Here is a 26,438-nt window from a genome sequence, read left to right on the forward strand (position 1 = left end):
CGGGTGGACCCGCCGGGGGCGCCGGACTCAGCGGTCGGGCCGCACCTCGGGCTGCTCCTCGGGCAGGGCGTCGGCGAGCAGTTCGGCCAGGTGCATGGGCCGCACCCCGGCGAGGTTGTCCGACTGCGTCCGGCAGGAGTACCCGTCGGCCACGACGACGGCGTCGCCGCGCTCGCGCAGCGCCGGCAGCAGGGCGTGCTCGGCGACCTTCACCGACACCTCGTGGTGACCGGCCTCGGCCCCGAAGTTCCCGGCCAGCCCGCAGCAGCCGGACAGGACCTTCGCGTCGACCCCGGCCTTGGCCAGCAGCGCCGCGTCGGCGGCGAACCCCATCACGGCGTGCTGGTGGCAGTGCGGCTGCACGACCGCCTTCACCGGGCCGTCGGGGTCGATCTGCGGCGGCGTCCAGTCGGGGTGGTCGGCCGCGATGAGCTCGGCCAGCGTCTTCACCCGGTGCTCCAGGGCGTGCGCGCGCGGGTCGTCGGGCAGCAGTTCGGCCGCGTCGTCGCGCAGCAGGGCGGTGCAGGAGGGTTCCAGCCCGACGACGGGGACCTGGGAGTTCCCCAGCGCGTCCAGGGAGGCCCGCAGCTGCCGCTTGGCCCCGTCGAGCTGGCCGGTGGAGACCCACGTCAGCCCGCAGCACACCTGCTGCTCGGTGATCCGCACCTGGTACCCGAGGTGTTCCAGGAGCTTCACCGCGGCCCGGCCGACCTCGGGCGAGAAGTGCTCGGTGAAGGAGTCGACCCACAGCAGCACCGGCCGGCCCTCGCGCACGGGACGCTTCGCGAACCAGTCGCGGAACGTCTCGACCGCGAACTGCGGCAGCGGGCGGTTCTGGTCCACGCCGCCCAGGGCCCGGGCCGTCCAGGCCAGCGCGGGGACCGACGTCAGCGCGTTCACCAGCTTCGTCAGCACGGGGGTGGTCGTGGCGATCTTCGACCAGCGCGGCAACCAGCCCAGCAGGTAGTGGTTCATCGGCCGCAACCGGCCCGCGTAGAACTTGTCGAGGAACTCCGCCTTGTACGTCGGCATGTCCACGCCGGCGGGGCAGTCGGCGCTGCACCCCTTGCAGGACAGGCACAGGTCGAGGACGTCCTTGACCTCCTGCGAGCGCCAGCCGTCGGTGACGAGGGTGCCGTTCGCCATCTCCTGCAGCAGCCGGGCGCGGCCTCGGGTGGAGTCCTTCTCGTCGCCGGTCGCCAGGTAGGAGGGGCACATGACGCCGCCGGAGTCGGCGCGGCACTTGCCGACGCCGACGCAGCGGTGGACGGCGCGGGTGAGGTCGCCCTCGTCCTTCGAGTACGCGAACTTGAGCGGCATCCCGAGGGCGTGGGCGGTGCGGGCGGCGGGGACGCGCAGGTCGTCGGCGACGTCGGCGGGCCGGACGATGATCCCGGGGTTCAGCAGGTCGGCGGGGTCGAAGGCGCGCTTGACCTCCTCGAACGCGGTGATGGACTCGGCGTCGTACATGAGGGGCAGCAGGCCGCCGCGGGCGCGGCCGTCGCCGTGCTCGCCGGACAGGGACCCGCCGTGCCGGGCGACGAGGCGGGCGGCGTCCTCGAGGAAGTCCTTCGCCTTCTGCCCACCGCCGTCCTCGTAGAGGGGGAAGTCGATGCGGACGTGGATGCAGCCGTCGCCGAAGTGGCCGTAGGCCAGGCCGTCGACGCCGTGGGAGGCCATGAGGGCGTCGAACTCGCGCAGGTACTCCCCCAGCTTGGCGGGCGGGACGGCGGCGTCCTCCCAGCCGGGCCAGGCGGGCTGGCCCTCGGGGGAGCGCCCGGCCAGGCCGGCGCCGTCCTCGCGGATGCGCCACAGGGCCCGGGCCTCGGCGGCGGTGGGGATGATCACGGAGTCGAGGGCGCGGGAGTCGGCGACCATCGCGCGGGCGGCGGCCAGGGACTCCTCGGGGGTCTCCCCGCCCATCTCGACGAACAGCCACCCGTCGCCGCCGGGCAGGCCCTCGACGGACCCGCCGCGGCGCACGACGATGTCGGCGAGGCGGCGGTCGATGCCCTCCACGGCCAGCGGGGCGTGCTCCAGGAGGGCGGGGGTGGCGTCGGCGGCCTCGTGCATCGAGGGGTAGCCCAGGACGACGAACGTGGTGGCCGGGGACTGGCGGACCAGCCGCACGCGGGCGCGCAGGATGGTGGCCAGGGTGCCCTCGGAGCCGGTGAGCAGGCGCGCGAGGGCGGTGCCGGTGGGGCCGCCGGTCTCGGGCAGCAGGTGTTCCAGGGCGTAGCCGGAGACCTGGCGGCCGAAGGTGCCGAAGCCGGTGCGGATGGTGGCCAGGTGGCGGGAGGCGACGGCGCGCAGCTCGGCGAGCAGGTCCGCGGGCGGGTCGTCGGTCCAGTAGCGGCGGCCGTGGCCGTCGAGGACCTCGAGGGCGACGACGTTGTGGGAGGTGCGGCCGTAGGCGAGGGCGTGCGAGCCGCAGGCGTCGTTGCCGATCATGCCGCCGACGGTGCAGCGGGCGTGGGTGGAGGGGTCGGGCCCGAAGCGCAGGCCGCGCGGCGCGGCCTGGCGCTGGAGGTCGTCGAGGATCACGCCGGGTTCGATCAACGCCGTCATCGACTCGGGGTCGATCTCCAGGACGCGGTTGAGGTGGCGGGAGAAGTCCAGGACGACGCCGGGGCCGATGGCGTTGCCCGCCACGGACGTCCCGGCGCCGCGGGAGGTGAGGGGGACGCCGAGGCGGCGGCACACGACCCAGACCGCTTCGACGTCCTCGACGGTACGGGGGAAGACGACGACCTGCGGCACCACGCGGTAGTTGGAGGCGTCGGTGGTGTACTCGGCCCGGCGGCGGGTGGAGGCGTCCACGACGCCAGAGGCCGGGTCGGTGCCGAGCGCGGCGGTGAGTGCGGCCACGAGGTCCGCTGCGGTGGTCCCGCCGTCGGCGGCAGCGGTGGTCGCGTGGTGGTCGTCGATCAGCGTCACCCGTTCAGTGTGCCGCCGCGCGGGGGGTGCTCGGGCACGGTCCGGCGTGCGGCCGGCACGTTCAGCGCAGCAACGCCAGCCGGCGGGGGCTGACGTCGACGTGCAGCCGCTGCCCGCGGCTGAGGGTGAGGCGGTCCTCCTCCAGCCCGTCGCCGAAGACGACGAGCTCGTCGGACAGGACCTCGACGGTGAGCGGGTCCTCGCTCAGCGAGCCGGAGGTGAGGTCGGCGCCGGTGGTGCGCGAGGGCCAGGCCTCGCGGACGAACCAGGCCAGGGCGGGGTCGGTCGCGGTGGGCGCGGGCGGGGACGCGGCCCGGCCGCGGGCCAGGGACGCCAGCCACCCGGTGGCGCCGGTCCCGGTGCCGACGACGACCCCGCTGGAGGCCTGCTCCTCGCGGCGGCCGGCGCAGCGCAGGACGTACCGGGCGGTCTGGTGGGAGCGGTGGCCGATGAACACCTCGTTGAGGGCGTGCAGCTCCTGGCCGTCGTCGGTGCTGGCCCGCACCATGGTGCGCAGCTCGCGGGGTGCGCCGGACACGCTGCGCCGCAGCAGGTCCGCGGCGTCGGCGGCCCGGTGGGGCACGAGGACCCCGGCGTTGCGGCCGGGGGCGGGGTCGATCCCCACGACGCACTGGCCGGACAAGTGCTTGGCGGCGTTGGCGACGAGGCCGTCCTGCCCGACGACCACGACGACGTCCTCGGGGGCGAACAGGAACCGCGGCAGCTCGGCCCGCTCGACGGTCCCGGTGCGCCAGTCGGCGGGGACGGCGGCGGCGACGGCGGCGAGCGCGGCGCGCTGCTGCTCGTCGGCCTCGGCCAGCTCGGCCAGGGACCGTCCGCGTCCGCGCAGGAAGAAGTCGGCGGCTCCGGGGGTGCCGTGCCGGGCGACGGTCTCGGCGTAGGCGGTGCGGCGGTGGACGAGCACCGCCCGGGGCGCCAGGCTCACGGCCGGACCAGCTTCGTCAGCGCCCCGGTGAGGACGTCGGGGGTCAGGACGAGGGTGCCGACGTCGGGCAGCTGCCCGGCGAACTCCTTGAGCGTGAGGGCGAGCAGGACCTCCGGCGGGGTGCCGGCGACGGCGGCCATCCGGGCGGCCTCGGCGGCGGCGTCGGCTTCGCCCTCGACGCGGCGGGCGGCGGCGCGGGCCTGGGCGAGGCGTTCGGCGCGCTCGGCCTCGGCGGTGGTGCGGGTGGCGTCGGCGGCGGCGGCCTCGGTGGCCTCGCGCCGCTGGTTGGCGCCGCGCTGGGCGACGAGCTCCTCCTCGCGGCGGGCGAGTTCGATCTGGCTCTGGAGCTCGTTCTCGCTGATGGTGCGTTCGCGTTCGACGGCGAGGGCGCGGCGCTGGGCGGTGGCCCCGTCGGCCTCGGTCTGCAGGCGTTCGCGGGTGGGGGTGCCGAGGGCCTTCTCGACGTCGGGGGCGGGGCGGACGGCGACGACGCGGGCGTCGACGAGGGCGAGGCCGGTCTGGGCGAGGCGGCTGTCGGCGAGCAGGCCGCTGGTGATGCGCTCGCGGGTGAGGGTGACGCCCTCGGCGAGGACCCGCAGCAGGGGCAGCCCGGCGACGACGTCGAGGACGTGCTGCTGGGCGGTCTCGGTGAGCAGCCCGGCGAGCTGCTGGAGGGGGGCGGCGCGCCAGCGGCCGGTGGCGGGGTCGAGGGAGAAGTCGACGCGGGTGGCGGTGAGGTCGGGGTCCTCGATGCGGAAGGTGACGGTGGCCTGGACGGTGACGTCGACGAAGTCGGCGGTGCGGGCGTGCAGGACGAGCGGGAGCTCGCGGTCGTCGACGGGCAGCTCGGACAGGGTGGCGTTCAGGGGACGGAACCAGAACGCCTGGCCGGTGCCGCGGTGGGCGAGCCTGCCGCGGCGGTGGTGGATGACGTGGGTGGTGGGGGTGCTGCGCAGGTGGCGGGCGAAGAGGCGCTTGCTGATGTCGGCCACGGGGTCCTCCAGGTCGAGTGGTTGTCGTCTTCCTGACGATAACCCCCTGGACCCACTTGTCGTCAAGCCGACGACAAGTGGGTAGGCTGACCGGGTGAGCCACCCCGTCACCGCCGTGACCGTCGACCTCGTCGTCCTGACCGTGCGCGGCGGGGCCCTGTCGGTGCTGCTCGTCGAACGCGGCGAGGAACCCTTCGCCGGCCGGTGGGCCCTGCCCGGCGGCTTCGTCCGGCCCGACGAGGACCTGCCCGAGGCCGCCGCCCGGGAACTGGCCGAGGAGACCGGGCTCCCCCGCGGTTCGGTCCACCTCGAGCAGGTGGGCAGCTACGGCACCCCCGGCCGCGACCCCCGCCAGCGCGTCGTGACGGTCTCCTACCTGGCCCTGGCCCCGGACCTGCCCGTCCCGCACGCCGGGACCGACGCCGCCGACGCCCGCTGGTGCCCCGTCGCGGACGCGCGGCACCTGGCCTTCGACCACGACCGGTTGCTGGCCGACGCCGTGGAACGGGCCCGCGCGAAACTGGAGTACACGCCGCTGGCCACCGCCTTCTGCCCGCCGGAGTTCACCGTCGCCGAACTCCGCCGGGTCTACGAGGCCGTCTGGGGCACGGCCCTGGACCCGCGGAACTTCCACCGCAAGGTCACCGGCGCGGCGGGGTTCCTGGAACCGACCGGCCGCACGACGACCCGCGACGGCGGGCGGCCGGCGGCGCTGTTCCGGCGCGGCCGGGCCACGACCCTGCACCCGCCCCTGATGCGCTGACCCCCACCCCACGCTCGCGGGGGTCCGGATCGTTGGCCCCTCGCTGCCGATGATCGGGAGCGAGGGGCCAACGATCCGAACCCCGCGCCCCGCGCAACCCCTGGCCACCGGCCCCCACGAGGGCTAGGGTCGAACGCCGTGTCCGCCTACCCCGCCCTCCTCGCGGCGGGGTTCCGCAGGTGGTCGACGTACCGCGCCGCCACGGCCGCCGGGGCCCTGACGAACTCGGTGTTCGGCGCCGTCAAGGCCGCGGTGCTGACCGGGACGGTGGGTTCGGCCGGGGTGGTCGCGGGGTACGACGCCACCCAGGCCGCCACGTTCGCCTGGATCAGCCAGGCCCTGCTGGCACCGGTCGGCGTGTTCGCCGACGACGAGGTCGCCCGCCGGGTCCGCACCGGCGACATCGCCGTCGACCTCGCCCGGCCGGTCGACCCGCAACTGGCCGCCTGGGCCCAGGACCTGGGGCGCGCGGCGTTCATGCTCCTGCCCCGCGGTCTGCCGCCGCTGCTGGTCGGGGCGCTGCTGACCGGGCTGAGCCTGCCCGCCGGACCCCTGCCGCACCTGCTGGGGCTGGTCGCGCTGGCGCTGGGGGTGTCGGTGTCGTTCGCGGCGCGCTTCCTGGTGAACCTCACCGCGTTCTGGCTCACCGAGATCCGCGGGGTCCTGCTGCTGTACACCGTCACCGCGACCCTCCTGACGGGGCTGACGATCCCGGTGTCCTGGTTCCCCGGCTGGCTGGAGGCGCTGGCGCGCGCGACGCCGTTCCCGTCGATGCTGCAGACCCCCGCGGACCTGTTCACCGGCCGCCTCGGCGGCGCGGAGGCGGCGCGGGCGGTCGTCGTGCAGGCCGGCTGGCTGGTGGGTCTGCTGCTCGCCGGGCGGGTCCTGCTGGCGGCCGGGTCGCGGCGGCTGGTGGTGCAGGGTGGCTGACCGGGGTTCCTCCCTGGCCGCGCACCGGGCGGTCCTGGGTTCGCGCGTGCGGGCGCAGCTGTCGTACCGGGCTTCCTTCGCGGCCGACCTGGTCGCGAACGTCGCGATCGGCGTCAGCGAGTTCGCCACGATCTACGTCGTGTTCTCCCGGGCCAGCACGCTCGGCGGGCTGGACGTGTGGGAGGCGTCGCTGGTGTTCGCGCTGGCCAACGTCTGCTTCGCGGTCGCCGACCTCCTGCTCGGCCACGTCGACCGACTGCCCGACCACGTCCGGGCCGGGACGCTCGACGCGTTCCTGCTGCGGCCGCTGCCGGTCCTGACGCAACTGGCGACCGCCGACGTCTCCCTCAAGCGCCTGGGCCGGGTCGGCGTGGGGCTGGCTGTGCTCGCGATCGCCTGGCCCCGCACCGCGATCGCCCTGGACGCGCGGTCGGCGGCGCTGCTCGCCGTCGCGCTCGTGGGCGGGACGGCGGTGTTCGCCGCGGTGTTCGTCGTCGCCGGCGCCCTGCAGTTCTGGCTCTTGGACGGCCGGGAGGCCGTGAACTCGATCACCTACGGCGGGGCGACCGCGGCGCAGTACCCGGCCTCGCTGTACCCGGCGCCGTTGCGCTGGTTGTTCGGCTACGTCGTCCCGGCGGCGTTCGTCGCCTACCTGCCCGTCCTGGCGTTGCTGGGGGAACCGGGACCGCCGGGTCTGCCGGCGTGGCTGGGGTGGTGCTCCCCGCTCGCCGCGGCGGCGCTGTGGGTCGTCGCGCTGCTGCTGTGGCGCGCCGGGGTCCGGCACTACACGGGGAGCGGTTCGTGACCGACCACCAGGACGCGCTGGCGGTCGACGACCTGGTCCGCGAGTACGTCGTGCGGGAGAGGACGGGCCGGTTCCGGCGGCGGCGCACGGTGGTCCGCGCCGTCGACGGGTTGTCGCTGCGGGTCCGGCGCGGGGAGTCGGTGGGTTTCATCGGCGCCAACGGCGCCGGGAAGTCCACGACGGTGAAACTCCTCACGGGGATCCTCGTCCCGACCAGCGGGACGGTCCGCACCTGCGGGCTGGACCCGGTGACCCACCGGCGGGAACTGGCCCGCCGCATCGGCGTGGTGTTCGGCCAGCGCAGCCAGTTGTGGTGGGACCTGCCGCTGCACGAGTCGTTCCGGCTGCTCGGGGCGATCCACCACCTCCCCGCGAGCGCGTGGCGGGCGCGGCTGGCCGACCTCGACGAGCGCCTGGACCTGTCGGAGTTCCTCGCCACCCCCGTCCGGCAGCTCTCGCTGGGCCAGCGCATGCGCGGGGAGGTGGCCGCCGCGCTGCTGCACTCCCCCGAACTGCTCCTGCTGGACGAGCCGACGATCGGCCTGGACGTGCTGTCCAGCGAGCGGCTGCGGCGGTTCCTGCGCGCCGAGCGGGCCGAGCGCGGGACGACGCTGCTGCTGACGACGCACGACATGGGGGACGTGCAGCGGTTGTGCGACCGGGTGCTGGTCGTCGACCACGGCCGCGCGGCCTACGACGGGGACCTGCCGGGGCTGGTGCGCCGGGTCGGGGCCCGCCGCGTCCTGGTCGTGGACCAGCGCGAGCCGGTCCCCCCGGCGCGGGTCGCCGGGGCGGAACTGCTCGGGGTCACCGAGGGCGGTCTGCGGCTGCGGTACGCGTTCTCGGCGGAGGAGACGACGGCCGCCGAGGTGCTCGCGCAGGTGTCCCGGTGCGCCGACGTCGGCGACCTGTCGGTGGAGGAACCCGACATCGCCGACGTCCTGCGGACCCTCTACGCCACCTCGGGGGACCGGTCGCCGTCGGGCAGGTCGGAGGCCTGAGCCAGCGCCCCGGCCGCGATCGCCTGCAGCGCGGCCAGGTGCGCGGCCAGCTTGCGGCGGCCCTCGGCGGTCAGCGCGACCCACGTCCGGGGCCGTTTGCCGACGAACCCCTTGCGGACGCTGACGTGACCGCTCTCCTCCAGGCCGGACAGGGTGCGCGACAACGCGGAGTCGCTGAGGTCCAGCCGGTCGCGGACGGTCTTGAAGTCGGCGTCGACGCACCCGGACAGGAACGCGACGACGGCGAGCTTGGTGGGGTGCTGGACGGCGGGGTCGAGAGCGGGCTCGGGTGCGGCGCTCACGCCCGGCCCTGCGCCTTCACCTGGCGCCACAGCACCACGCCGAACGCGGCGCCGACGACGAGCAGGGCCACGCCCCGGTCGCCGAACACGTAGAGCAGCACGCCGACGACGAGGATGCCGAACTCGGTGACCCACTGCGCGCGGCTGCGGTGCGGGCGGGTCCGCACCCGCTGGCGCAGGACCGCGGTGAAGAGGAGGGCGAAGAAGGCGACGAGGAGGGTGATCCCGGCGACGATCCAGGCCAGGCCGCCGGTCCAGGTGGCGACGGCGAGCGCCGCGAACCCGCCGACGTAGGGCAGGACCGTGGCGGGCAGCACCCACCGCGGGAACCTCTCGGGACGGGCCGCGGCGACAGCGGCGGCGGCAGTACGGAGGTCGTCCTGGGCTCGATCAGCTGTGGTCATGCCCCAGTTCTACCGAAGTACTTTCCAAGTGCGCAAGTGGTCTGGCGGGGGAAATCACAACGAGGAGGACAAGCGCCCCAGCACCGGGTTCCAGCCGACGACCTTCCGCCCCCCGATCACCCGCCCGTCCACCGCGAACGGGTCGGCGTCCAGCAACGCCTCCACGGCCGCCGCGTCGGCCGCCTCGAACACCAGGAACGCCCCGTCGTCGTCGGTCGGGCCCGACAGCACCAGCTCCGGCAGGGACGCCAGGTACTCGCGGTGGGCCGGGCGCACCGCGTCCCGGGCGGAGAGGTCGGGGGTGTACGCGTAGGTCACGGCGAAGAACGGCATGCCGGGACGCTACCGGGCCGCTACCGGGCCACCGGGACGGCCACCGGCGCGCGCCGCGCCACCGCCAGCCGCGGCACCACCCACCCGACCAGCGGGCCGATCCCGAACGCGAACACCACCGTGCCCACCCCGACGTTGCCCCCGAACAGCCACCCGAGCACGAGCACCGACACCTCCACGACCGTGCGGCACAGCCCTAGCGACCGGCCCGTCCGCGCGTGCAGCCCCGTCATCAGCCCGTCGCGCGGCCCCGGCCCCAGGGCCGCCCCCAGGTAGAGACCGCTGGCCACCGCCAGCAGCACCATCCCCGCCGCGAACAGCGGGACGCGCACCAGCAGGTGCTCCGGCGTCGGCAGCAGGTCGACGGTCGCCTCGATGACCGTGCCGACGATCAGCACGTTGAGGACCGTGCCCACGCCCGGCTTCTGCCGCAACGGGATCCACAGCAGCAGGACGACAGCCCCGATCAGGACGGTCAGCCACCCGATGCCCACCCCGGTCTGGCGCGCCAGCCCCGTCGCCAGCACCGACCACGGCCCCACCCCCACGTGCGCGGTGACCATGAACCCCTCCGCGACGCCGTAGAGGACGAGGCCGACGAGGAGCCGGACGAGACGAGCAGCAGGCAGTGGACTTCTCACCCCGGGATTGGACCGCAGTCCAACCCGGTTCCGACAGGGCCAATCCGAGTACGGTGGACTGGTGTCCACCCTCTCCGCGTCCGCCCTGCGGCAGCTCCTCGGCGAGTGGCGCGGCGACGGCCCCGCGCTGCGGGCCCTCGCCGACCGGATCGCCCTGCTGCTGCTCGACGGCCGCATCCCCTCCGGCACCCGCCTGCCGGCCGAGCGCGAGCTCGCCGCCGCCCTGGCCGTCAGCCGCACCACCGTCGCCGCCGCCTACGCCCGGCTGCGCGAGCAGCACCACCTGCACAGCGTCCGCGGGTCGGGCAGCGTCCTGACCCTGCCCCCCACCGGCCCCGCGGCCGACCCCCCGCACCGCACGACCCCCACCGCCGACCCCACCGCCGACCCCACCGCCGACCTGGCCGTCGTCGACCTCACCCGCGCCGTGCTGCCCGCCGCCCCCGTCGTCGCCGACGCCGTCGACGCTGCCGCCGCCGACCTGCGCGCCCACCTGCCCGGCGACGGCTACGAACTGCTCGGCGTCCCCGCGCTGCGTCAGGCCGTGGCCGACCGCTACACCGCCCGCGGCCTGCCCACCACCGCCGACGAGGTCCTCGTCACCCTCGGCGCCCAGCACGCCGTGGGCCTGCTGTGCCGGGCCACCCTGCGCCCCGGCGACCGCGTCCTCGTGGAGTCCCCCGGCTACCCGCACGCCCTCGACGCCGCCCGCGCCGCCGGCGGCCGGCCCGTCGCCGTCCCCGTCACCGCCGCCACCGCCGACCGGCCCGGCAGCTGGGACGAGACCGTCCTCGACGACGCCTTCACCCGCACCCGCCCCTCGCTGGCCTACCTCATGCCCGGGTTCCAGAACCCCACCGGAGCCGTCATGCCCCCGGCGGTGCGCCGCCGCGTCGTCGAACTGGCCCGCCGGCACGGGACCCGCCTCGTCGTCGACGAGACCACCAACGAGCTCGCCTTCGGCGGAGACGTCCCACCCCCCTTCCCCGGCGACGTCCTGCACGTCGGCTCGGTCGCCAAGACCCTCTGGGGCGGGCTGCGCATCGGCTGGGTCCGCGCCGACGCCCGCACCGTCCGCCACCTCGCCGCCCACCGGGCCCCCTGGGAACTGGGGACCCCCGTCCTGGAGCAGCTCGTCGTCGCCCGCTGCCTGCCCCGCCTCGACGACGTCCTGCCCGGCCGCCGCGCCGAACTGCGGCGGCGGCACGACGCCCTCGCCGCCGAGCTCGCGGCCACCGTCCCGGAGTGGGACGTCCCCCGCGTCGACGGCGGTCTCGCGCTGTGGGTGCACCTGCCCGCCGCGCTCAGCTCGGCGCTCGCGGTCGCGGCCCGCCGGTACGGCGTCCTGCTGACCGCCGGCCCGCGGTTCGGCGTCGACGGCGCCTTCGAGCGGCACCTGCGGATCCCGTTCGGCGCCGACGCCCCGACGCTGCGGTCCAGCGTGCACCTGCTGGCCCGCGCCTGGCAGGACGCCGGCGCCACCGCCCCGCTCCCCCGCTCCTTCGAGGTGCTCGTCTGACCGCCACCGCGATCGAGGAAACCCGCACGGCGATCGCGGACAGCCGGAACGCTCTGTCCTCGATCGCCGCGCGGGTTCCCTCGATCGGCGTGGAGGTGGGGGTGCGGGGAGGGGGTCAGCCCTTGACCGCCCCGGAGGCCAGGCCCGCGACGTAGAACCGCTGCAGCGCCACGTACAGGATCACGCACGGGATCATCGCGACGACGGCCCCCGCGACGAGGTACCCGAAGTTCACCGCCCCGTACGCCCCCGACTGCAGGTTCACCAGCGACAGCGGCAGCGTGTACTTGCGGTCGTCGGTGAGGAACGTCAGCGCCCCGAGGAACTCCGTCCAGCTGGCCAGGAACGCGTACAGCGCGCTCGTCGCCATGCCCGGGACGAGCATGGGCCGCAGCACCGACACCAGCGACCGCATCGTTCCGGCGCCGTCGACGCGGGCGGAGTCCTCGATCTCGGAGGGGATCGACTCGAAGGCGTTGCGCATGACGAACACCCCGAACGGCAGGTTGACCGTGGAGTAGAACAGCACCAGCCCGAGCCGGGAGTCGGTGAGGCCCATGGCGTTCATCTGCAGGTACAGCGGGGTGATGATCGCCTGGAACGGCACCATCATCGTCACCACGACCAGGCCGAACAGGACGTTGCGGCCCCGGAAGCGGAACCGCCCGAACCCGTACCCGGCGAGCGTCGCCAGCACCGCGGTCAGCACCGCCGTGCTGACCGCCACGACGAGGCTGTTCCCGACGGCGCGGACGATGTCGGCGTCGCCGGTGAACAGGGAGCGGAAGTTCTCCCCCGTGAACGTCATGAGGTCCGACAGGCTCGGGGTGGTGGCGACGATCGCGTCGTTGCTCTGGAAGGACCGCAGCACCGACCACACCAGCGGCACCAGGAAGACCAGCGCGGCCAGCGTCCCGCCCAGCCAGTACAGGGTCACCTTCGTGCGGCTCTCGGCCCGCCCGTTCGCCTCGCTGCGCCGGCCCGGCCGCACCTGCTCGGCGGGCGCGGTCGCGGGTTCCGTCATCGTGGCCATGGTCACTCCTTCTCGCGCAGCAGCCGGAACTGGGCGGCGGTCACCAGGCCGATGACCAGCACCAGGACGATCGACAGCGCCGAGGCCGCGCCGAGCTGCAGCTGGACGAAACCGCGCTGGTAGACGTACATGACGACGGTCTGGGTGTCGGTGCCGGGACCGCCGCGGGTGAGGACGTAGAACTGGGTGAAGGCCAGCAGCGAGCCGATGACCGAGATCACCAGGCTCATGGCGATCGTCTTGCGCAGCATCGGCAGCGTGATGCTGCGTTCGCGCTGCCACCAGCCCGCCCCGTCCATCTCGGCGGACTCGTAGACGTCGCGCGGGATGCCCTGCATGCCGCCCATGAGCAGCACCATCGTGAGCCCGGACACGGCCCACACGATCATCACGCAGATGAGGGCCGTGGCCAGGGGGCCGTCGACCAGCCAGGCCGTGGTGCCGTCGGTGATCCCGAGGGCCTCGAGGACGATGTTGACCGCCCCCGAACTCGGCTGCGCCTCCAGCACGGCGAGGAAGCTCAGCGTGGTGAGGCCGATGACGTACGGCAGGAAGAAGATCGTCCGGAACACCGTGGAGAACCGGCGGTTGCTGCGGACGACGACGGCCAGCACGTACCCGAGCACCAGGATCGGCAGGGTGACGATCGCGGTGTAGAGGATCGTGTAGCCGACGGACTTCCAGAACACCGGGTCGCCGGCCACGGCGGCGTAGTTGCCGAACCCGATGAACTCGTAGGAGCCGATGAGGGGCCAGTTCGTCAGCGACATGTAGACCGCGAACGCGAGCGGCACCAGCACGAACACGACGACGAACGCCAGCGCGGGCAGGGTCAGCAGGAAGCCCGTGCGCGCGGGGTGGGTGAGGGACTTCGGACGGGGGTCGATCGGGGTTCTGGTCAGAGTCGTCACAGCTGCGCCTGTTCCAGGATGCGGTCGAAGTCCTTCTGCCCCTGCTCCAGCGCCCCGTCGAGGTCACCGTCGAAGACGGACCGGCGGAACGCCGCGATCCACGGGGAATCCGGCTGGTTGAAGAGCAGGTTGTAGGCCAGCGTCACCGGCGCGTAGGCCCCGTCGATGCCGTCCAGGGGGGCCACCGCGAGCGGGAACTCCTCGCGGTACTCCGGGGTGGCGGCGTCGGAGCGGACCGGGATGTACCCGCCGGCGGGCAGGTTCGTCTGCTGCGGCAGGTCCAGGGCGAACTTCACGAACTTCCAGGCCGCCGAGGCGTTGGGGGCGCCGCGCGGGATGCAGAGGTTGTCCCCGCCGGCGAAGGTGGCCCGGCCGCCGTCGGGACCGGGCATCAGCACGACCCCCGTCTTGGCCCGCATCTCCGGGTCGGCGTTGAGGACGGCGACGGAGAAGTTCGCCGGGACCATCCCGACGGTGCCCTCGCGGAAGTCCGCGCACCAGCGCGCGCCGTCGCCGGAGAAGTTGGCCTGCGGCATGAGCTTCTCGTCCCACATCGTCCGGTAGAACTCGAAGGTGCGGCGGACGGCGTCGTTGTCCGCGATCGCCCCCCGCTGCTCCCCGACCTCGCCGACGATGTTCGGGGCGTCGGCGGCCCAGATGTGCGGCTGGACGACGAAGCCGAGGATGCCGGCGGAGTTCGCGTCCACCGACCACCCGTAGGTCCCCTCCCCGAGGCCGCCGATGGCGCGGGCGGCCTCCAGCACCCCGTCGAGGTCCCGGGTGTGCTCGGCGGGGTCGAGCCCGGCCCTCTCGAACAGCTCGGTGTTGTAGAACAGCGCCGAGTTGTCCGCGATGTATGGGACGCCGTAGGTGCGGCCGTCGCGGGTGGCCAGCCCCAGCTGACCGGGGTTGAGGCGGTCGGCGAAGTCGAGCTGCTCGACGAGCGGGGTGAGGTCGGTGAACGAGTCCCGGTAGATGAACAGCATCGAGTTGATGTCGTCGATGTCGACGATGTCGGGCACGTTCCCGCCGCGGATGGCCGTGGCGAGCTTGGTGACGTACTGCCCGTCCAGCACGGGGGTGACCTCGACGGTCACCTCGTCCTGGGAGGCGTTGAACGCGTCGACGACCTGCCGGACGGCGACGACGGTCGCCGCCCGGCACCACAACCGGACGGTCCCGGTCGCGTCTTCCCCGAAACCGGCCGCCGTGACGTCGGCTTCGGGCAGCTGCGACGCGCAGCCGACCAGCGCCGGGGTCAGCGCGGCGCCCAGCGCCGCGAGGCCGCCCAGGCCCAGCACTCTCCTGCGGTGTAGCTCCATCGCTGCTCCTCCAGGGTTGTCGGTCAGGTCCCTCAGGCCCGCGGCAGCCAGACGCGCATGGCGCCCAGGTCGCGGTTCGCCCACGCGTAGTAGGGGATCGCCGGCACGTGCAGGGTCTCCTGCGCGGCCTGCGGCGCGGGCTCGTCCCCGGCCGGGCGGTACAGCGGGCCGGTGGCCGCGGCGAGCGCCGCGTGCACGGGCAGCCGCAGCACGGTGACCCCCTCCAGCAGGTCGGGGCGGTGCTCGGCGGTCGCCTGGCGCAGTTCCGCGACGCGGACCCGCACGTCGTCGGCGGGCAGGTCGGCGGGCAGGTCGGTCTGCTCGACGGCGTAGACGAGCGGGCCGCGCTCGACGACGACGCAGCCGCGGGCGGCGTCGACGCGCGGGTCGGCCTCGACGACGCGGACCGTCATGGGCAGCACGAGTTCCACGACGTCGCCGACGGCGAAGGCGCGGCGGACCCGCAGGTACTCCCCCGCCGTGGCGGGGACGGCCTCGCCGTTCACGGTGGCGGTCGCGCCCTCGGCCCAGGCCGGGACGCGCAGCGCGAGCTCGAACTCGCCGGGGGTGGCGGTGACCTCGACGCGGACCGTGCCGTCCCACGGGTAGTCCGTGGTCACCGACAGCGCGGTCCCGGCGGCCTCGACGGTGCCGGTGGTGAACTGGTGCAGCTGCACGCCCTCGTCGGAGCTGGTGGCGACGTAGGCGTCGAGGCTGGAGAGGGTCCGCATGATGTTCGGCGGGCAGCAGGCGCAGTCGAACCAGGGGCGGCGGCCGTGGGCGACGCTGCGCTCCTCCTCGGCGAACGCGCCGTGGCGCAGCTGGAGGGCGTTGACGTAGAAGTACTCCGTCCCGGCCAGCGACACCCCGGGCAGGAAGGCGTTGTAGAGGGTGCGCTCGACGAGGTCGGCGTAGCGGGCCTCGCCGGTGGCCAGCAGCATCCGCCACGTCCACTGCACGCTGCCGATGGCGGCGCAGGTCTCGGCGTAGGCGCGTTCGGGGCCGAGCTCGTAGTGGTCGCCGAACTGCTCCCAGTCCCAGCGCGAGCCGATGCCGCCGGTGACGTAGGTCTTGGAGGCGACCATGCCCTCCCACTGGCGGGCCAGGGCGTCCAGGAGGCCGGTGTCGCCGGTCTCGGCGGCGACGTCGGCGGCGCCGGCGGTGAGGTAGACGGCGCGGACCGCGTGCCCCTCCGGCGAGGTCTGCTCGCGCACGGGGACGCGGTCGGAGAAGTAGGTGGGTTCCTTGCCGTGCAGGCGCTCGATGATGCCGGTGCCGCGGGCGTCGACGAACCAGCGGGCCAGGTCCAGGTAGGCCTGCGTGCCGGTCTCGCGGTACAGCTCCACCAGGCCCATCTCGACGACGGGGTGCCCGTCGACCTCCTCGACCTTCCCGGGGCCGAAGGTGGCGACGAGGTGGTCGGCGAGCTTGACGGCGACGTCGAGCAGGCCGGTCTCGCCGGTGCCGCGGTGGACGGCGACGGCGGCCTGGAACAGGTGCCCGGCGCAGTAGTGCTCGTGGCTCCAGGGCAGGTCGACGTAGCGCTCGCCCTTCCCGCGGACCTGCTGCACGGAGTCGAGGTAGCCGTCGGGGGCCTGGGCGGCGGCGACGACGTCGGTGATCTCGCGGATCCAGCCGAGGATCTCCTCGTCGGGTTCGCGGCCGAGCTCCCAGCCGGCGGCCTCGAGCCACTTGTAGACGTCGGAGTCCATGAAGATCGGGCCCTTGGCCTCGCCGTCCTCGGCGCCGGCGGCGATCCGCAGGTTGCGCAGGTTCCCGGCGCTCTCCAGCTTCTCGTAGCCGGTGCGGATGGCCTGGCGCCGGTTGGCCTGCATGCGGTCGAACCAGAACCCGGAGGTGGTGCGCGAGGCCCCGAGCGGGACGGGGTGGAGGGTGACGGACGCCGCCGCGGTGGGGGCGGCGGGCGCGGTGGGGGCGGTGGGTCCAGCGGTGGTGCTGGTCATGGAGCTCTCCATCGAGTCGTCTGCGGGAAGCCGTGCCCGGAACGTGCGGAACACGTTTTCTGCTTCGACCGTAGGAGCACTCCCCGCCGCCGTCAAGAGCGCGGTAACGTGCGGGGATCCAGGAAGTCAGGAGCCCCACATGACGGAAAGCCTCGTTCCGGTGCGGATCGTCGACGTCGCCGCGCTGGCGGGCGTGTCCCCCGGCACGGCCTCCAAGGCCCTCAACGGCACCGGTCAGCTGCGCGCCGAGACCCGCGAACGGGTCCGCCGCGCGGCCGAGCAGCTCGGGTTCACCCCCGACCCCCTCGGGCGCGGCCTGTCCTCCGGCCGCAGCTACACCGTCGGGCTCATCACGACCGACAGCTTCGGCCGGTTCTCCATCCCGGTGATGCTGGGCGCCGAGAACGCCCTGGGCGCCGGGGAGATGAGCGTCCTGCTGTGCGACAGCCGCGACGACCCGCTGCGCGAGCAGCACTACCTGCGGACCCTGCAGGCCCGCCGGGTCGACGCCATCATCGTCACCGGCCGCCGCACCGACCCGCGCCCCCCGCTGGCGGCGAGCGTCCCGGTCGTCTACGCGTTCACGCCCTCCCAGGACCCCCGCGACACCTCCCTGACCGTCGACCAGGCCGGCGGTGCCGCCGCCGCCGCCACGCACCTGCTCGACCTCGGCCGCCGCCGGATCGCCCACGTCACCGGCCCCGAGGACCACCACGCCGCCCAGGTGCGCCGCACCGCCGTGGAGACCACCGCCGGGGACGCGCTCGTGGGCCCGGCGCTGCACGGGGACTGGAGCGAGCGCTGGGGCCGGCTCGCCGCCGACCTCCTGCTGCGGCGCCACCCCGATCTCGACGGGATCACCTGCGGCAGCGACCAGATCGCCCGCGGGGTCTGCGACGGCCTGCGCGACGCCGGGCGCCGGGTCCCCGAGGACGTCGCCGTCGTCGGCTTCGACGACTGGGACGTCATCGCCCTGGCCTCCCGGCCGCCGCTGACGACCGTGAACCTGGGGCTGGAGGCCCTGGGGCGGCGCGCGGGCGAGCTGCTGCTGGACGCCGTCGCCGGGTCCCCCTCCCCCGGCACCACGACGATGCCGACCCGCCTCGTCGTCCGGCAGTCCACCGTCCCCGCCTGAAGCGCGACCCGCCGCAGGGGGGCGCCGGGAATGCGCACCCCCTAGGTTGTCGCTGCAAGGACCGGGCGCCCACGGTGGGCCCCCACCCACGGGAGGACACCCCACTCATGCGTCGCAGGACCCTCGGCACGATCAGCGCCCTCGCCCTCACCGGCCTCCTGGCCGCCTGCGGCGGTGGCGACACCGGCACCAGCGGCGGCGGGAGCTCCTCCGGGTCCTCGCAGGAGGCCCTGACCTTCGGCACCGAGGGCACCTACGCCCCCTTCAGCTACCACGACGAGAAGACCAACGAGCTCGTCGGCTACGACATCGACGTCGCGAAGGCCGTCGGGGAGCAGCTGGGCCGCGACGTGGAGTTCTCCGAGAACAACTGGGACTCCCTCTTCGCGGGCATGGAGGCGAAGCGCTACGACGGCATCGCCAACCAGGTCTCGATCACCGCCGAGCGCGAGGCCAAGTACGTCTTCTCCAGCCCGTACACCGTCTCCACCGGCGTCGTCGTGACCCGCGCCGACGACACCTCGGTGACCTCGCTGGCCGACATCGCGGGCAAGACGTCCGCGCAGTCCACCACGAGCAACTGGGCGAAGACCGCCACCGAGGCGGGCGCGCAGGTCGAGGCCGTCGAGGGCCTCACCCAGGCCATGACCCTGCTCAAGCAGGGCCGCGTCGACGTGACGGTCAACGACCAGCTCGCCGTCCTGGACTACCTCAAGACCTCCGGCGACAAGGGCGTGAAGATCGCCGCCGAGACCGACGACCGGACCGAGCAGGGCTTCGTGTTCCGCAAGGACGAGGCCGAGACGGCCCAGCAGGTCAGCGACGCGCTCGACGCGCTGCGCGCCGACGGGACGCTCGCCGAGATCTCGCAGAAGTGGTTCGGCCAGGACGTCTCGGGCCCGGCCGCCGGCTGAGGTCGGGCGGGACGAGGAGGGCGGCGCGGTGGACGAGAGCACGTGGGACCTGGTGCGGGACTCCCTGCTGCCGCTGGCGAGCGGCCTGGTGCGGGGCACCATCCCGCTCACGGCGATCAGCTTCGCGGTCGGTCTCGTGCTCGCGCTCCTCGTCGCGCTCATGCGGCTGTCCAGCATCGGCGTCCTGGCGGCGATCGCCCGGTTCTACGTCTCGGTCATCCGCGGGACGCCGTTGCTGTTGCAGCTGTTCATCATCTACTACGCCCTCCCCGAGTTCGGGGTGGTGATCGACCCCTTCCCCAGCGCGATCGTCGCCCTCAGCCTCAACGTCGGCGGGTACGCCTCGGAGGTGATCCGCGCCGCGATCCTCTCCGTCCCCCGGGGACAGACCGAGGCCGCGCTGACCATCGGCATGAGCTACCCGACGACCATGCGGCGGATCGTGCTGCCGCAGGCGACCCGGGTCGCGGTGCCCCCGCTGTCGAACACCCTCATCTCGCTGGTGAAGGACACCTCGCTGGTCGCGAACATCCAGGGGGTCGAACTCCTGCGGAAGGCGCAGGAGATCGCCGCTCCCACCTATGAGTTCTTTGCCCTCTACAGCGTCGCGGCGGTCTACTACTGGATCGTCTGCCTCGTCCTGTCCTTCGGTCAGACCCGCGTGGAGACGCGCCTGAACAGGTTCGTGGCGAGGTGACCGGCGAGGTGATCGGTGCGGAACCCCTGCTGGAGGTCCGTGGGCTGCACAAGTCCTTCGGCGACCACCACGTCCTGCGCGGCGTCGACGTCACCGCCGCGGCGGGTTCGGTGACGGTGCTCATCGGCCCGTCGGGGTCGGGCAAGACGACGGTGCTGCGCTCGCTGAACGCCCTGGAGGTCCCCGACGCGGGGACCGTCCGCATCGGCGACGTGGGCGTCGAGTTCTCCCCCGCGCTGCGCGGCCGGCCGTTGCAGCGGGCCGCGACCCGGCTGCGCGCCCAGAGCGGCATGGTCTTCCAGTCCCACAACCTCTTCCCGCACCTGTCCGTCCTGCAGAACGTCATCGAGGGCCCGGTCGTCGTCCAGGGCCGCCCGCGCGAGCAGGCGCGCGCCGAGGGGCTGGCCCTGCTGGAGCGGGTGGGGCTGCGGGAGAAGGCCGACCAGCACCCGTTCCAGTTGTCCGGCGGGCAGCAGCAGCGCGTCGGGATCGCCCGGGCGCTGGCCGTCCGGCCGCAGGTCGTGCTGTTCGACGAACCCACCTCGGCGCTGGACCCCGAGCTCGTGGGCGAGGTGCTGGCCGTCATGAAGGACCTGGCCGCGGAGGGCTGGACGATGGTCGTGGTGACCCACGAGATGCGCTTCGCGCAGCGGGTCGCCGACCAGGTGCTGTTCCTCGACGGCGGCGTCATCGTCGAGCAGGGCCCGCCCGCGGCGGTGCTGGAGGACCCCCGCGAGGAACGGACCCGCCGGTTCCTGCACCGGCTCGTCGACCCGATCTGAGGGTCGCGACGGCCCCGGTTCAGGGCCGGTCGGCGAGCTGGGCGGCGCGGGCCCGGTGGGCGACGAGCCGGTTGAGCCGCTCGGACATGAGCAGGCCGAGCACCACCAGCACGGCGAGGAACAGCGGGAAGGTCCACATCCCCGCCCAGGCCGACAGGACGCCGAACGCGGGCGGCGCCAGGGTCGAGCCGGTGTAGGCCGCGGCCATCTGGATGCCGATGACGGCCTGGGAGTTGTCTCGCCCGAAGTTCACCGGGGTGGAGTGGATGATCGCCGGGTAGATCGGTGCGCACCCCAGCCCGGCGACGACGAGGCCGACGAGGGCGAGCGCGTCGGTCCGCACGGGCAGCACCAGCAGCACGACACCGACGGCGACCGCCGCGAAACCCCCGCGGATGAGGTACCGGTCCCCGGCGCGGTCGGCGAAGAACCCGGCCAGGAACCGTCCGGCGGTGATGCCCAGCAGGAACAGCGAGGCGAACGCGGCGGCGGTGGCGGGGGCGACCCCACGGTCGGCGACGAGGTAGGTCGAGGCCCACAGGATCGAGGTGCTCTCCAGCGCGCAGTAGGCGGAGAAGGCGACCAGGACCAGCACGACGCCGGGGATCCGCAGCGCCTGCGCGAGCGGGACGTGGGTGCTGCCGCGTCCCGGTGGTTCGGCGTCGGCCGGACCGGCCTGCCGGGGCGGGGCGACCGGGTTGACCTTCCCCCACAGCGGCAGGCTGACGATCAGCACGACCGTGAGGACGGCCTGGACGAGGCCGATGACCCGGTAGGCGCTGGACCAGCCCAGGCCGGAGGTGATCGCCCAGCTCATGATGAACGGGCTGATCGAGGCGCCCAGTCCCCAGAAGCTGTGCAGCCAGTTCATGTGTCGCGCGGCGTAGTGCAGCGCCACGTAGTTGTTCAGGGCGGCGTCGACCGCGCCGGCCCCCAGCCCGTAGGGCACGGCCCACAGGCACAGCAGCCAGAACGAGCCGGAGACCGAGAAACCCCCGAGGGCGGCCGCGGTCAGCCCGACGCTGACGGCCGTGACGAGGCCGGCGCCGAACCGGCGCGTGAGCCGTTCGGAGGCGAGGCTGGACAGGATGGTGCCGCCGGCGATGATCGTGGTCACGATGCCGGCGAAGGCCACGGGGACGTCGAGGTCCCGGTGCATGACCGGCCAGCCGGCCCCGACGAGGGAGTCCGGGAGCCCGAGGCTGACGAAGGCGACGTAGATGATCGCCAGGAGGAGCGAGTACACGGCGAGGGGTCTGCCTTTCGCGGGGCTCGCGGGGCGGGCGCGGGGATCCACGATCGCGGTGGTCCGAGCGTACGCAACGGGCTCGCGGCTCGGAGGTCGCGACGACCCCGACGACGCGACCGGATCGTCGACGCCTGCCTGGAGGTGATCGCGCGCTCCGGCGTCGCCGGGACCTCCCACCGCGAGGTCGCCGCCGAGGCCGGCGTCCCCCTGGGCGCGACGACCGCGGACTCGCCCCGTCCCACGAGCTCCCCACCCTGGCCGCGCGCGAGCCGGCCTACCGCTCGATCACCACCGAGTGGACGGCGCGCAGCCGCGCGACCCGCGCGACGTCGCGATCGCCGTCGCCCGCCCCACCGGTGGCCGCACGCCGTCGTGAGCCGGTTCAGGCGCTGCCGCGCGGGACGAACGCGTGCTCGACCCGCCGGGTCTGCGGGGCGCCGTCGGGGGCGCTGCGCAACGCCTCGACGGCCACGTCGACGGCCTGCCGCGCCACCTCGTGCATGTCGACGGCCAGGGTCGTCAGCTGCGGGGTGACGAACGTCCCGAGGGAGAGCCCGTCGATCCCGGCGAGCCGCACGTCGCCGGGCACGGACACGCCGTGCTCGGTGAACGTGGCCAGCGCCCCCACGGCGAGGATGTCGTTCCAGGCGAACACCGCGTCCGGCAGCCCGCCGGCGATGAGTTCCCGGGTCGCGGCGCGGGCCGCCTCGACGTCCTGCCCACCGGCCTGGACGAACCCCACCTCCAGCCCCCGGGCGCGCAGCGCCGCGGCGATGAGCTGAGCGCGGTCGCTCACCGCGTCCCGGTCCCCGTCGAGGACGACGACCGAGCGCACCCCGGCCGCGGCGAGGTGCGCCGCGGCCTCCCGCAGCGCCGCGCGGGGGTCGAGCCGGACGGCGTGCGTCCCGGGCAGCAGCCCGTCGGCCCCCGGGTCGATCGCGACGACGGTCATGCCCGACAGCGCGTCGGCCCACCGGTCGCGGGACCCGAGGTAGCCGATGACGGCGTCGACCTGCCGGGCCAGGTCCCCCAGGACCCGCAGGTCGTCCTGGGCGTGCAGGGTGTCGACGAGCACGACGTTCCAGCCCAGCTCACCGGCGTAGCGGACCGTGGCGGCGGCGAACTCGGGGTAGTACGGGTTGGCGAGGTCGGACACGACGAGGCCCAGGGTGTCGTGGGCGGCCCGCGCCAGGCCCCGGCCGAACCGGGACGGCCGGTAGTTCAGCTCCTTGGCGGCGGCCAGGACGCGGGTCTTGGTCGCGACGCTGATGCCCTCCATGTCGTTCATCGCCCGGGTCACCGTCTGCCGCGACACCCCCGCGGCCGCGGCGACGTCCTCGATGGTCACCCCGACCCGCGCGGGCCTGCGCCCGCGACGCACCGCGGCGCCGGCCGGCCGATCGCCCTGCCGGTCGTCCTCTGCTGCCTTCACCCCGACCTCGCTCCTCCCGGCGTCCGACACGCATCATCGCGCGCCTTGACAGCGACCTCCGCCGGTGGCACCGTCCTAGCACTCCGTGAGCGCTCACGGAAGTACGGCTCGAAGGTCTCGACGAAGAGAGTGGGCTGGTCCGATTGCACGTCACGTCGTCACCGCCGGGAGCCTCCCCCGGCCGTCCGCACTCCCGGCGCACGTTCCTGCGCGCCGGGGTCGCCGGTGCCGCCGGCATCCCCCTGACGGCCGCACTGGCCGGTTGCGGCTCGGGGACCTCCATCTCCAGCGACCCGGGCGAACTGGTGCTCTGGTACTGGAACCGCTCGATGGCCCCCAGCCTCCTGGAGGTGGCCGCCGACGGCATCCCCGGCACCACGAAGCGCCTGCGCGCCGACGTCATCGGCGGCGCGTTCGACAACAAGCTGCGGACCGGTTTCGCCGCCCAGGCGTACATCCCGGACATCACCGCGGTGAACTCCAACGCCGCGCTGTACTTCCCCAGCGAGGACCAGTTCGTCAACCTCGACGACTACGGCGCGCAGGACTACAAGGACGACTACTACGAGTGGAAATGGAACCTCGGCCGCACCCCCAGCGGCCGGTTCCTCTTCTTCCCGATGGACACCGGCCCCACCGGTTTCTTCTACCGGACGGACCTGCTCGCCGCGGCCGGAATGCCGTCCGAACCCGACGAGGTGTCGGCCGCCGTCCGCACCTGGGACGACTGGATCGCCTTCGGGCAGCAACTGCGCGAGACCAGCGACGTCGCCCTCATCGCCAACGCCGTCATGGTCTTCAACCAGTACGTCAACGCCTCCCCCGAACGGTACTTCGACGCCGACGACAAACCGCTCTACCACGAACCCGGCTCCGCGATCCGGACCGCGTGGGACACCGCGGTCAAGGCGGTCCGGGCGAAGGTGACCCGCAACCTCCAGGTCGAGAACGAGCAGAACGCGGCCTGGAACTCCGGCAAGCTCGGCGGTCACATCGAGGGCGCCTGGTGGATGAAGGTCGCCGCCGACACCACCCCCGACCTCGCCGGGAAGTGGCGCATCGCCCAGCAGCCCGGACTGCCCGGGAACTCCGGCGGCTCCTTCCTCGCCGTCCCCAAGACGTCGAAGGACCCCGCGGCGGCGCTGGCCTTCGCGCGCTGGCTGACCCTGCCGGAGAACCAGGCCCGGTCCTACAACGAGGTCCAGCTGTTCCCCTCCGCCCCCGGCGCGTTCGACGCCGGCATGGCCGACTCCGGCGGGTTCTTCGGCGACCAGGACCCGCTGGCGTTCTTCAGCACCGCCGCCGAGAACGTCCCGACGACGTTCATCAGCACCTACGAGAAGCAGATCGAAGCGTTCCGCGACCAGCTGCGCGTCGTGGAGTCCGCAGGCAAGGACCCCGACCAGGCGTGGGACGAGGCGGTCACGGCCGTGGACAAGGTCCTCAAGAAGCGAGGGGTCATCTGATGGCGCTCACGATGCGGCCCACCGCGTCCCGGCCGGTCACCGACGGCGTCGCGGTGCACCGCCGCGGGATCCGGCCGTTCTGGCCCCAGTACGCGGCCGTCTCACCGTTCTACCTGCTGTTCCTCGTCTTCGGCGCGTTCCCGATCCTGTTCTCGGTGTACCTGTCGTTCACCGACTGGGACGGCATCGGCGACATCAAGTTCGTCGGCCTCCAGCAGTACGCCTACCTCGTGCAGGACAGCCGGTTCTGGAACGCCGTCTCGAACACCCTGATCATCTGGGTGATCTCGACGGTCCCCATGCTCTTCCTGGCGCTGCTCATGGCGTTCCTGCTGCACCAGAACATCCGGATGAAGGGCTTCTACCGGGTCGCGTTCTTCATCCCGAACGTCACCAGCATGGTCGCCATGGCCATCGTCTTCGGGTCGGTGTTCTCCGACAGCTTCGGCATCGTCAACTCGGCCCTGACCGCCCTGGGCCTGCCCACCGTCGCCTGGCTGTCGACCGCCTGGGGCATCAAGATCACCATCGCCGTGATGGTGATCTGGCGCTGGACCGGCTACAACGCGATCCTCTACCTGGCCGCCCTCCAGGCCGTCCCCGACGAGCTGTACGACGCGGCCAAGGTCGACGGCGCCGGCTTCTGGCGCACCTTCTTCTCCGTCACCATCCCCATGCTGCGACCGGTGATCCTCTTCACCGTCATCACCTCCACCATCGGCGGCCTCGGGCTGTTCACCGAACCGCAGATCCTCTTCGGCGCCGCCAACGGCAACGGCACCGTCGGCGGGGTGGACGAGGCCGGCATGACCATCGTGCTCTACCAGTACGACCAGTCGTTCTCCCAGCTCGACTTCGGGTACGGCTCGGCGATCGCCTGGGCCCTGTTCGCCCTCGCCGCCGTGTTCGCCATCATCAACTGGCGCCTGCTGCGGGACCGCGACGCGGTCCCGAGGGTGTCGCGCCGCACCGAGGAGGTGGCGAAGTGAGCGCGCCGGAACTGACCCGGACCCCGCGGGCGACCCGGAACCGTCCCGCCGTCGTCAAACCCCGCCGCAGCCGGCAGTGGGTCCTCGGGCGGGTCGTCACGCACGCCTGCATCCTCGTCGGCGTCCTGCTGTCGCTGTTCCCGTTCTACTGGCTGCTCGTCATGTCGACCAGCACCACCGGGCAGATCTTCGGGTACCCGCCGAACCTGCTGCCCAGCACGCACCTTCTGGAGAACCTGCGCAACGTCGTCTCCAACATCGACCTGCTCGGGGCGATGCTGAACTCCTTCGTCGTCGCCGGCTCGCTCGCCGTGCTCGTGGTGCTGCTGGACTCCCTGGCCGCGTTCGCGTTCGCCAAGTACCGGTTCCCCGGCCGCAACGCGCTGTTCGCGGTGCTGCTCGTGACGTTCCTCGTCCCGGGCAACCTGTCCCTCGTGCCCAGCTTCGTCCTGATGTCCGAGCTCGGCTGGATGGGTCAGCTCCAGGCCCTCATCGTGCCCGGCGCGGCCAACGCGTTCGGCATCTTCCTGCTGCGGCAGTTCGCCCAGGCGTCGATCCCCGACGAGCTCGTCGAGTCGGCCACCCTGGACGGGGCCGGGTTCTTCCGCACCTGGTGGTCGATCGCGATCCCCATGCTGCGCGGCGGGCTCGCGTTCCTGGGGATCTTCACCTTCGTGACGGCCTGGAACGACTACATCTGGCCGCTGGTCGTCCTGGTGAACCCGGGGCGGCAGACGCTGCAGACCGCGCTGGCCCAGCTGAACTCCGTCTACACCACCGACTACGGGATGATCATGGCCGGGGCCGTGGTGAGCGTCGTCCCCCTCATCGGCATCTTCCTCATCGGGTCGCGGCACTTCATCGCCAACATCGCCGCCGGCGCCCTCAAGGGCTGACCGCTCCGCCCCTCCCGCCCGCCTCGGGGTGGGAACGTTGACTCCCCGGTGACGATGATCGTCACCGGGGAGTCA

At 73.6% G+C, this 26,438-nt stretch carries 25 protein-coding genes; 12 read left to right on the plus strand and 13 right to left on the minus strand.

Annotation, left to right across the window (positions count from 1 at the left end):
- Positions 1 to 27: 27 nt before the first annotated feature.
- The 3 genes from ACRYRX_RS19165 to ACRYRX_RS19175 all read right to left on the minus strand — a co-directional run bounded on the left by ACRYRX_RS19165 (position 28) and on the right by ACRYRX_RS19175 (position 4,875).
- The gene (locus ACRYRX_RS19165; protein ID WP_432514473.1) at positions 28 to 2,937 is read right to left on the minus strand and encodes an FAD-binding and (Fe-S)-binding domain-containing protein; all 2,910 of its coding nucleotides are present in this window, start codon (positions 2,935 to 2,937) and stop codon (positions 28 to 30) included.
- A 61-nt stretch (positions 2,938 to 2,998) separates the two neighbouring features.
- Positions 2,999 to 3,883 (minus strand): hypothetical protein, encoded by an 885-nt coding sequence (locus ACRYRX_RS19170; protein WP_432514476.1) that lies wholly within the window; start codon positions 3,881 to 3,883, stop codon positions 2,999 to 3,001.
- The gene (locus tag ACRYRX_RS19175; RefSeq protein WP_432514479.1) at positions 3,880 to 4,875 is read right to left on the minus strand and encodes an SPFH domain-containing protein; all 996 of its coding nucleotides are present in this window, start codon (positions 4,873 to 4,875) and stop codon (positions 3,880 to 3,882) included. Before ACRYRX_RS19175 ends, ACRYRX_RS19170 begins: the two co-directional genes overlap by 4 nt.
- Before the next feature lie 94 nt (positions 4,876 to 4,969).
- Between ACRYRX_RS19175 and ACRYRX_RS19180 the strand changes: the two genes are divergently transcribed.
- The 4 genes from ACRYRX_RS19180 (at position 4,970) to ACRYRX_RS19195 (ending at position 8,374) form a co-directional block, all read left to right on the plus strand.
- Complete coding sequence (locus ACRYRX_RS19180) at positions 4,970 to 5,638, plus strand: NUDIX hydrolase (protein WP_432514480.1); 669 nt, start codon at positions 4,970 to 4,972, stop codon at positions 5,636 to 5,638.
- A 138-nt stretch (positions 5,639 to 5,776) separates the two neighbouring features.
- A complete protein-coding gene (locus ACRYRX_RS19185; protein ID WP_432514481.1) occupies positions 5,777 to 6,568 on the plus strand; it encodes an ABC transporter permease in 792 nt (263 codons plus the stop codon).
- A complete protein-coding gene (locus ACRYRX_RS19190) occupies positions 6,561 to 7,373 on the plus strand; it encodes an ABC transporter permease (protein WP_432514482.1) in 813 nt (270 codons plus the stop codon). The genes ACRYRX_RS19185 and ACRYRX_RS19190 overlap by 8 nt, the downstream gene beginning before the upstream one ends.
- The gene (locus ACRYRX_RS19195) at positions 7,370 to 8,374 is read left to right on the plus strand and encodes an ABC transporter ATP-binding protein (RefSeq protein WP_432514484.1); all 1,005 of its coding nucleotides are present in this window, start codon (positions 7,370 to 7,372) and stop codon (positions 8,372 to 8,374) included. Before ACRYRX_RS19190 ends, ACRYRX_RS19195 begins: the two co-directional genes overlap by 4 nt.
- Here the strand turns inward: ACRYRX_RS19195 and ACRYRX_RS19200 are convergent.
- The 4 genes from ACRYRX_RS19200 to yczE are packed head-to-tail and all read right to left on the minus strand — an operon-like array spanning position 8,326 to position 10,054.
- Entirely contained in the window at positions 8,326 to 8,676 is a 351-nt protein-coding gene (locus ACRYRX_RS19200; protein WP_432514486.1) for a transcriptional regulator, read from the minus strand. The genes ACRYRX_RS19195 and ACRYRX_RS19200 overlap by 49 nt on opposite strands.
- Positions 8,673 to 9,080 (minus strand): hypothetical protein, encoded by a 408-nt coding sequence (locus ACRYRX_RS19205; RefSeq protein ID WP_432514487.1) that lies wholly within the window; start codon positions 9,078 to 9,080, stop codon positions 8,673 to 8,675. Before ACRYRX_RS19205 ends, ACRYRX_RS19200 begins: the two co-directional genes overlap by 4 nt.
- Before the next feature lie 54 nt (positions 9,081 to 9,134).
- Positions 9,135 to 9,413, minus strand: coding sequence for a YciI family protein (locus ACRYRX_RS19210; RefSeq protein WP_432514488.1), 279 nt, complete (start codon positions 9,411 to 9,413; stop codon positions 9,135 to 9,137).
- A gap of 20 nt (positions 9,414 to 9,433) precedes the next feature.
- Positions 9,434 to 10,054 (minus strand): membrane protein YczE, encoded by a 621-nt coding sequence (gene yczE / locus ACRYRX_RS19215; protein ID WP_432514489.1) that lies wholly within the window; start codon positions 10,052 to 10,054, stop codon positions 9,434 to 9,436.
- A gap of 61 nt (positions 10,055 to 10,115) precedes the next feature.
- On the opposite strand from yczE, the gene yczR reads away from it, so the two are divergent.
- Positions 10,116 to 11,573: a MocR-like transcription factor YczR gene (gene yczR, locus ACRYRX_RS19220; RefSeq protein WP_432514491.1), complete on the plus strand. Its 1,458-nt coding sequence runs from the start codon at positions 10,116 to 10,118 to the stop codon at positions 11,571 to 11,573.
- A 115-nt stretch (positions 11,574 to 11,688) separates the two neighbouring features.
- On the opposite strand, the gene ACRYRX_RS19225 is transcribed toward yczR, so the two are convergent.
- From ACRYRX_RS19225 to ACRYRX_RS19240, 4 genes are read right to left on the minus strand one after another with little or no spacing between them, the layout of a single operon-like run.
- Complete coding sequence (locus tag ACRYRX_RS19225) at positions 11,689 to 12,606, minus strand: carbohydrate ABC transporter permease (protein ID WP_432514492.1); 918 nt, start codon at positions 12,604 to 12,606, stop codon at positions 11,689 to 11,691.
- 2 nt (positions 12,607 to 12,608) lie between these two features.
- On the minus strand, positions 12,609 to 13,517 hold the full coding sequence (locus tag ACRYRX_RS19230) for a carbohydrate ABC transporter permease (RefSeq protein ID WP_432514494.1): 909 nt from the start codon (positions 13,515 to 13,517) through the stop codon (positions 12,609 to 12,611).
- Entirely contained in the window at positions 13,514 to 14,839 is a 1,326-nt protein-coding gene (locus ACRYRX_RS19235; protein ID WP_432514496.1) for an ABC transporter substrate-binding protein, read from the minus strand. Before ACRYRX_RS19235 ends, ACRYRX_RS19230 begins: the two co-directional genes overlap by 4 nt.
- 32 nt (positions 14,840 to 14,871) lie before the next feature.
- A complete protein-coding gene (locus ACRYRX_RS19240) occupies positions 14,872 to 16,803 on the minus strand; it encodes a glycoside hydrolase family 127 protein (protein WP_432514498.1) in 1,932 nt (643 codons plus the stop codon).
- 139 nt (positions 16,804 to 16,942) lie between these two features.
- On the opposite strand from ACRYRX_RS19240, the gene ACRYRX_RS19245 reads away from it, so the two are divergent.
- The 4 genes from ACRYRX_RS19245 (at position 16,943) to ACRYRX_RS19260 (ending at position 20,331) form a co-directional block, all read left to right on the plus strand.
- The gene (locus ACRYRX_RS19245) at positions 16,943 to 17,938 is read left to right on the plus strand and encodes a LacI family DNA-binding transcriptional regulator (RefSeq protein WP_432514500.1); all 996 of its coding nucleotides are present in this window, start codon (positions 16,943 to 16,945) and stop codon (positions 17,936 to 17,938) included.
- Between the two features lie 107 nt (positions 17,939 to 18,045).
- Positions 18,046 to 18,852: an amino acid ABC transporter substrate-binding protein gene (locus ACRYRX_RS19250; protein ID WP_432514502.1), complete on the plus strand. Its 807-nt coding sequence runs from the start codon at positions 18,046 to 18,048 to the stop codon at positions 18,850 to 18,852.
- Positions 18,853 to 18,880: 28 nt separating this feature from the next.
- Positions 18,881 to 19,549: an amino acid ABC transporter permease gene (locus ACRYRX_RS19255; RefSeq protein WP_432514504.1), complete on the plus strand. Its 669-nt coding sequence runs from the start codon at positions 18,881 to 18,883 to the stop codon at positions 19,547 to 19,549.
- Positions 19,550 to 19,557: 8 nt separating this feature from the next.
- Entirely contained in the window at positions 19,558 to 20,331 is a 774-nt protein-coding gene (locus ACRYRX_RS19260) for an amino acid ABC transporter ATP-binding protein (RefSeq protein WP_432514516.1), read from the plus strand.
- Between the two features lie 19 nt (positions 20,332 to 20,350).
- Here the strand turns inward: ACRYRX_RS19260 and ACRYRX_RS19265 are convergent, their stop codons facing one another.
- Entirely contained in the window at positions 20,351 to 21,577 is a 1,227-nt protein-coding gene (locus ACRYRX_RS19265; RefSeq protein WP_432514507.1) for an MFS transporter, read from the minus strand.
- Between the two features lie 385 nt (positions 21,578 to 21,962).
- Complete coding sequence (locus tag ACRYRX_RS19270; protein WP_432514509.1) at positions 21,963 to 23,012, minus strand: LacI family DNA-binding transcriptional regulator; 1,050 nt, start codon at positions 23,010 to 23,012, stop codon at positions 21,963 to 21,965.
- 143 nt (positions 23,013 to 23,155) lie between these two features.
- Here ACRYRX_RS19270 and ACRYRX_RS19275 point away from each other — a divergent pair, with 143 nt between their 5' ends.
- The 3 genes from ACRYRX_RS19275 to ACRYRX_RS19285 are packed head-to-tail and all read left to right on the plus strand — an operon-like array spanning position 23,156 to position 26,363.
- Positions 23,156 to 24,478, plus strand: coding sequence for an ABC transporter substrate-binding protein (locus ACRYRX_RS19275; protein ID WP_432514511.1), 1,323 nt, complete (start codon positions 23,156 to 23,158; stop codon positions 24,476 to 24,478).
- Complete coding sequence (locus tag ACRYRX_RS19280; protein ID WP_432514513.1) at positions 24,478 to 25,467, plus strand: carbohydrate ABC transporter permease; 990 nt, start codon at positions 24,478 to 24,480, stop codon at positions 25,465 to 25,467. Before ACRYRX_RS19275 ends, ACRYRX_RS19280 begins: the two co-directional genes overlap by 1 nt.
- The gene (locus ACRYRX_RS19285; protein WP_432514514.1) at positions 25,464 to 26,363 is read left to right on the plus strand and encodes a carbohydrate ABC transporter permease; all 900 of its coding nucleotides are present in this window, start codon (positions 25,464 to 25,466) and stop codon (positions 26,361 to 26,363) included. The genes ACRYRX_RS19280 and ACRYRX_RS19285 overlap by 4 nt, the downstream gene beginning before the upstream one ends.
- The last annotated feature ends 75 nt before the right edge of the window (positions 26,364 to 26,438 follow it).

The sequence above is a fragment of the Kineococcus lubricus genome, assembly GCF_050871965.1.
Taxonomy (GTDB): Bacteria; Actinomycetota; Actinomycetes; order Actinomycetales; family Kineococcaceae; genus Kineococcus.

Excerpts from the sequence above, each read along its gene's own strand:
- ACRYRX_RS19205 (WP_432514487.1), bottom strand. The coding sequence starts at position 9,080 with ATGACCACAGCTGATCGAGCCCAGGACGACCTCCGTACTGCCGCCGCC.
- ACRYRX_RS19210 (WP_432514488.1), bottom strand. The coding sequence starts at position 9,413 with ATGCCGTTCTTCGCCGTGACCTACGCGTACACCCCCGACCTCTCCGCC.
- ACRYRX_RS19225 (WP_432514492.1), bottom strand. The coding sequence starts at position 12,606 with ATGGCCACGATGACGGAACCCGCGACCGCGCCCGCCGAGCAGGTGCGG.
- ACRYRX_RS19235 (WP_432514496.1), bottom strand. The coding sequence starts at position 14,839 with ATGGAGCTACACCGCAGGAGAGTGCTGGGCCTGGGCGGCCTCGCGGCG.
- ACRYRX_RS19240 (WP_432514498.1), bottom strand. The coding sequence starts at position 16,803 with ATGACCAGCACCACCGCTGGACCCACCGCCCCCACCGCGCCCGCCGCC.
- ACRYRX_RS19245 (WP_432514500.1), top strand. The coding sequence starts at position 16,943 with ATGACGGAAAGCCTCGTTCCGGTGCGGATCGTCGACGTCGCCGCGCTG.
- ACRYRX_RS19250 (WP_432514502.1), top strand. The coding sequence starts at position 18,046 with ATGCGTCGCAGGACCCTCGGCACGATCAGCGCCCTCGCCCTCACCGGC.
- ACRYRX_RS19280 (WP_432514513.1), top strand. The coding sequence starts at position 24,478 with ATGGCGCTCACGATGCGGCCCACCGCGTCCCGGCCGGTCACCGACGGC.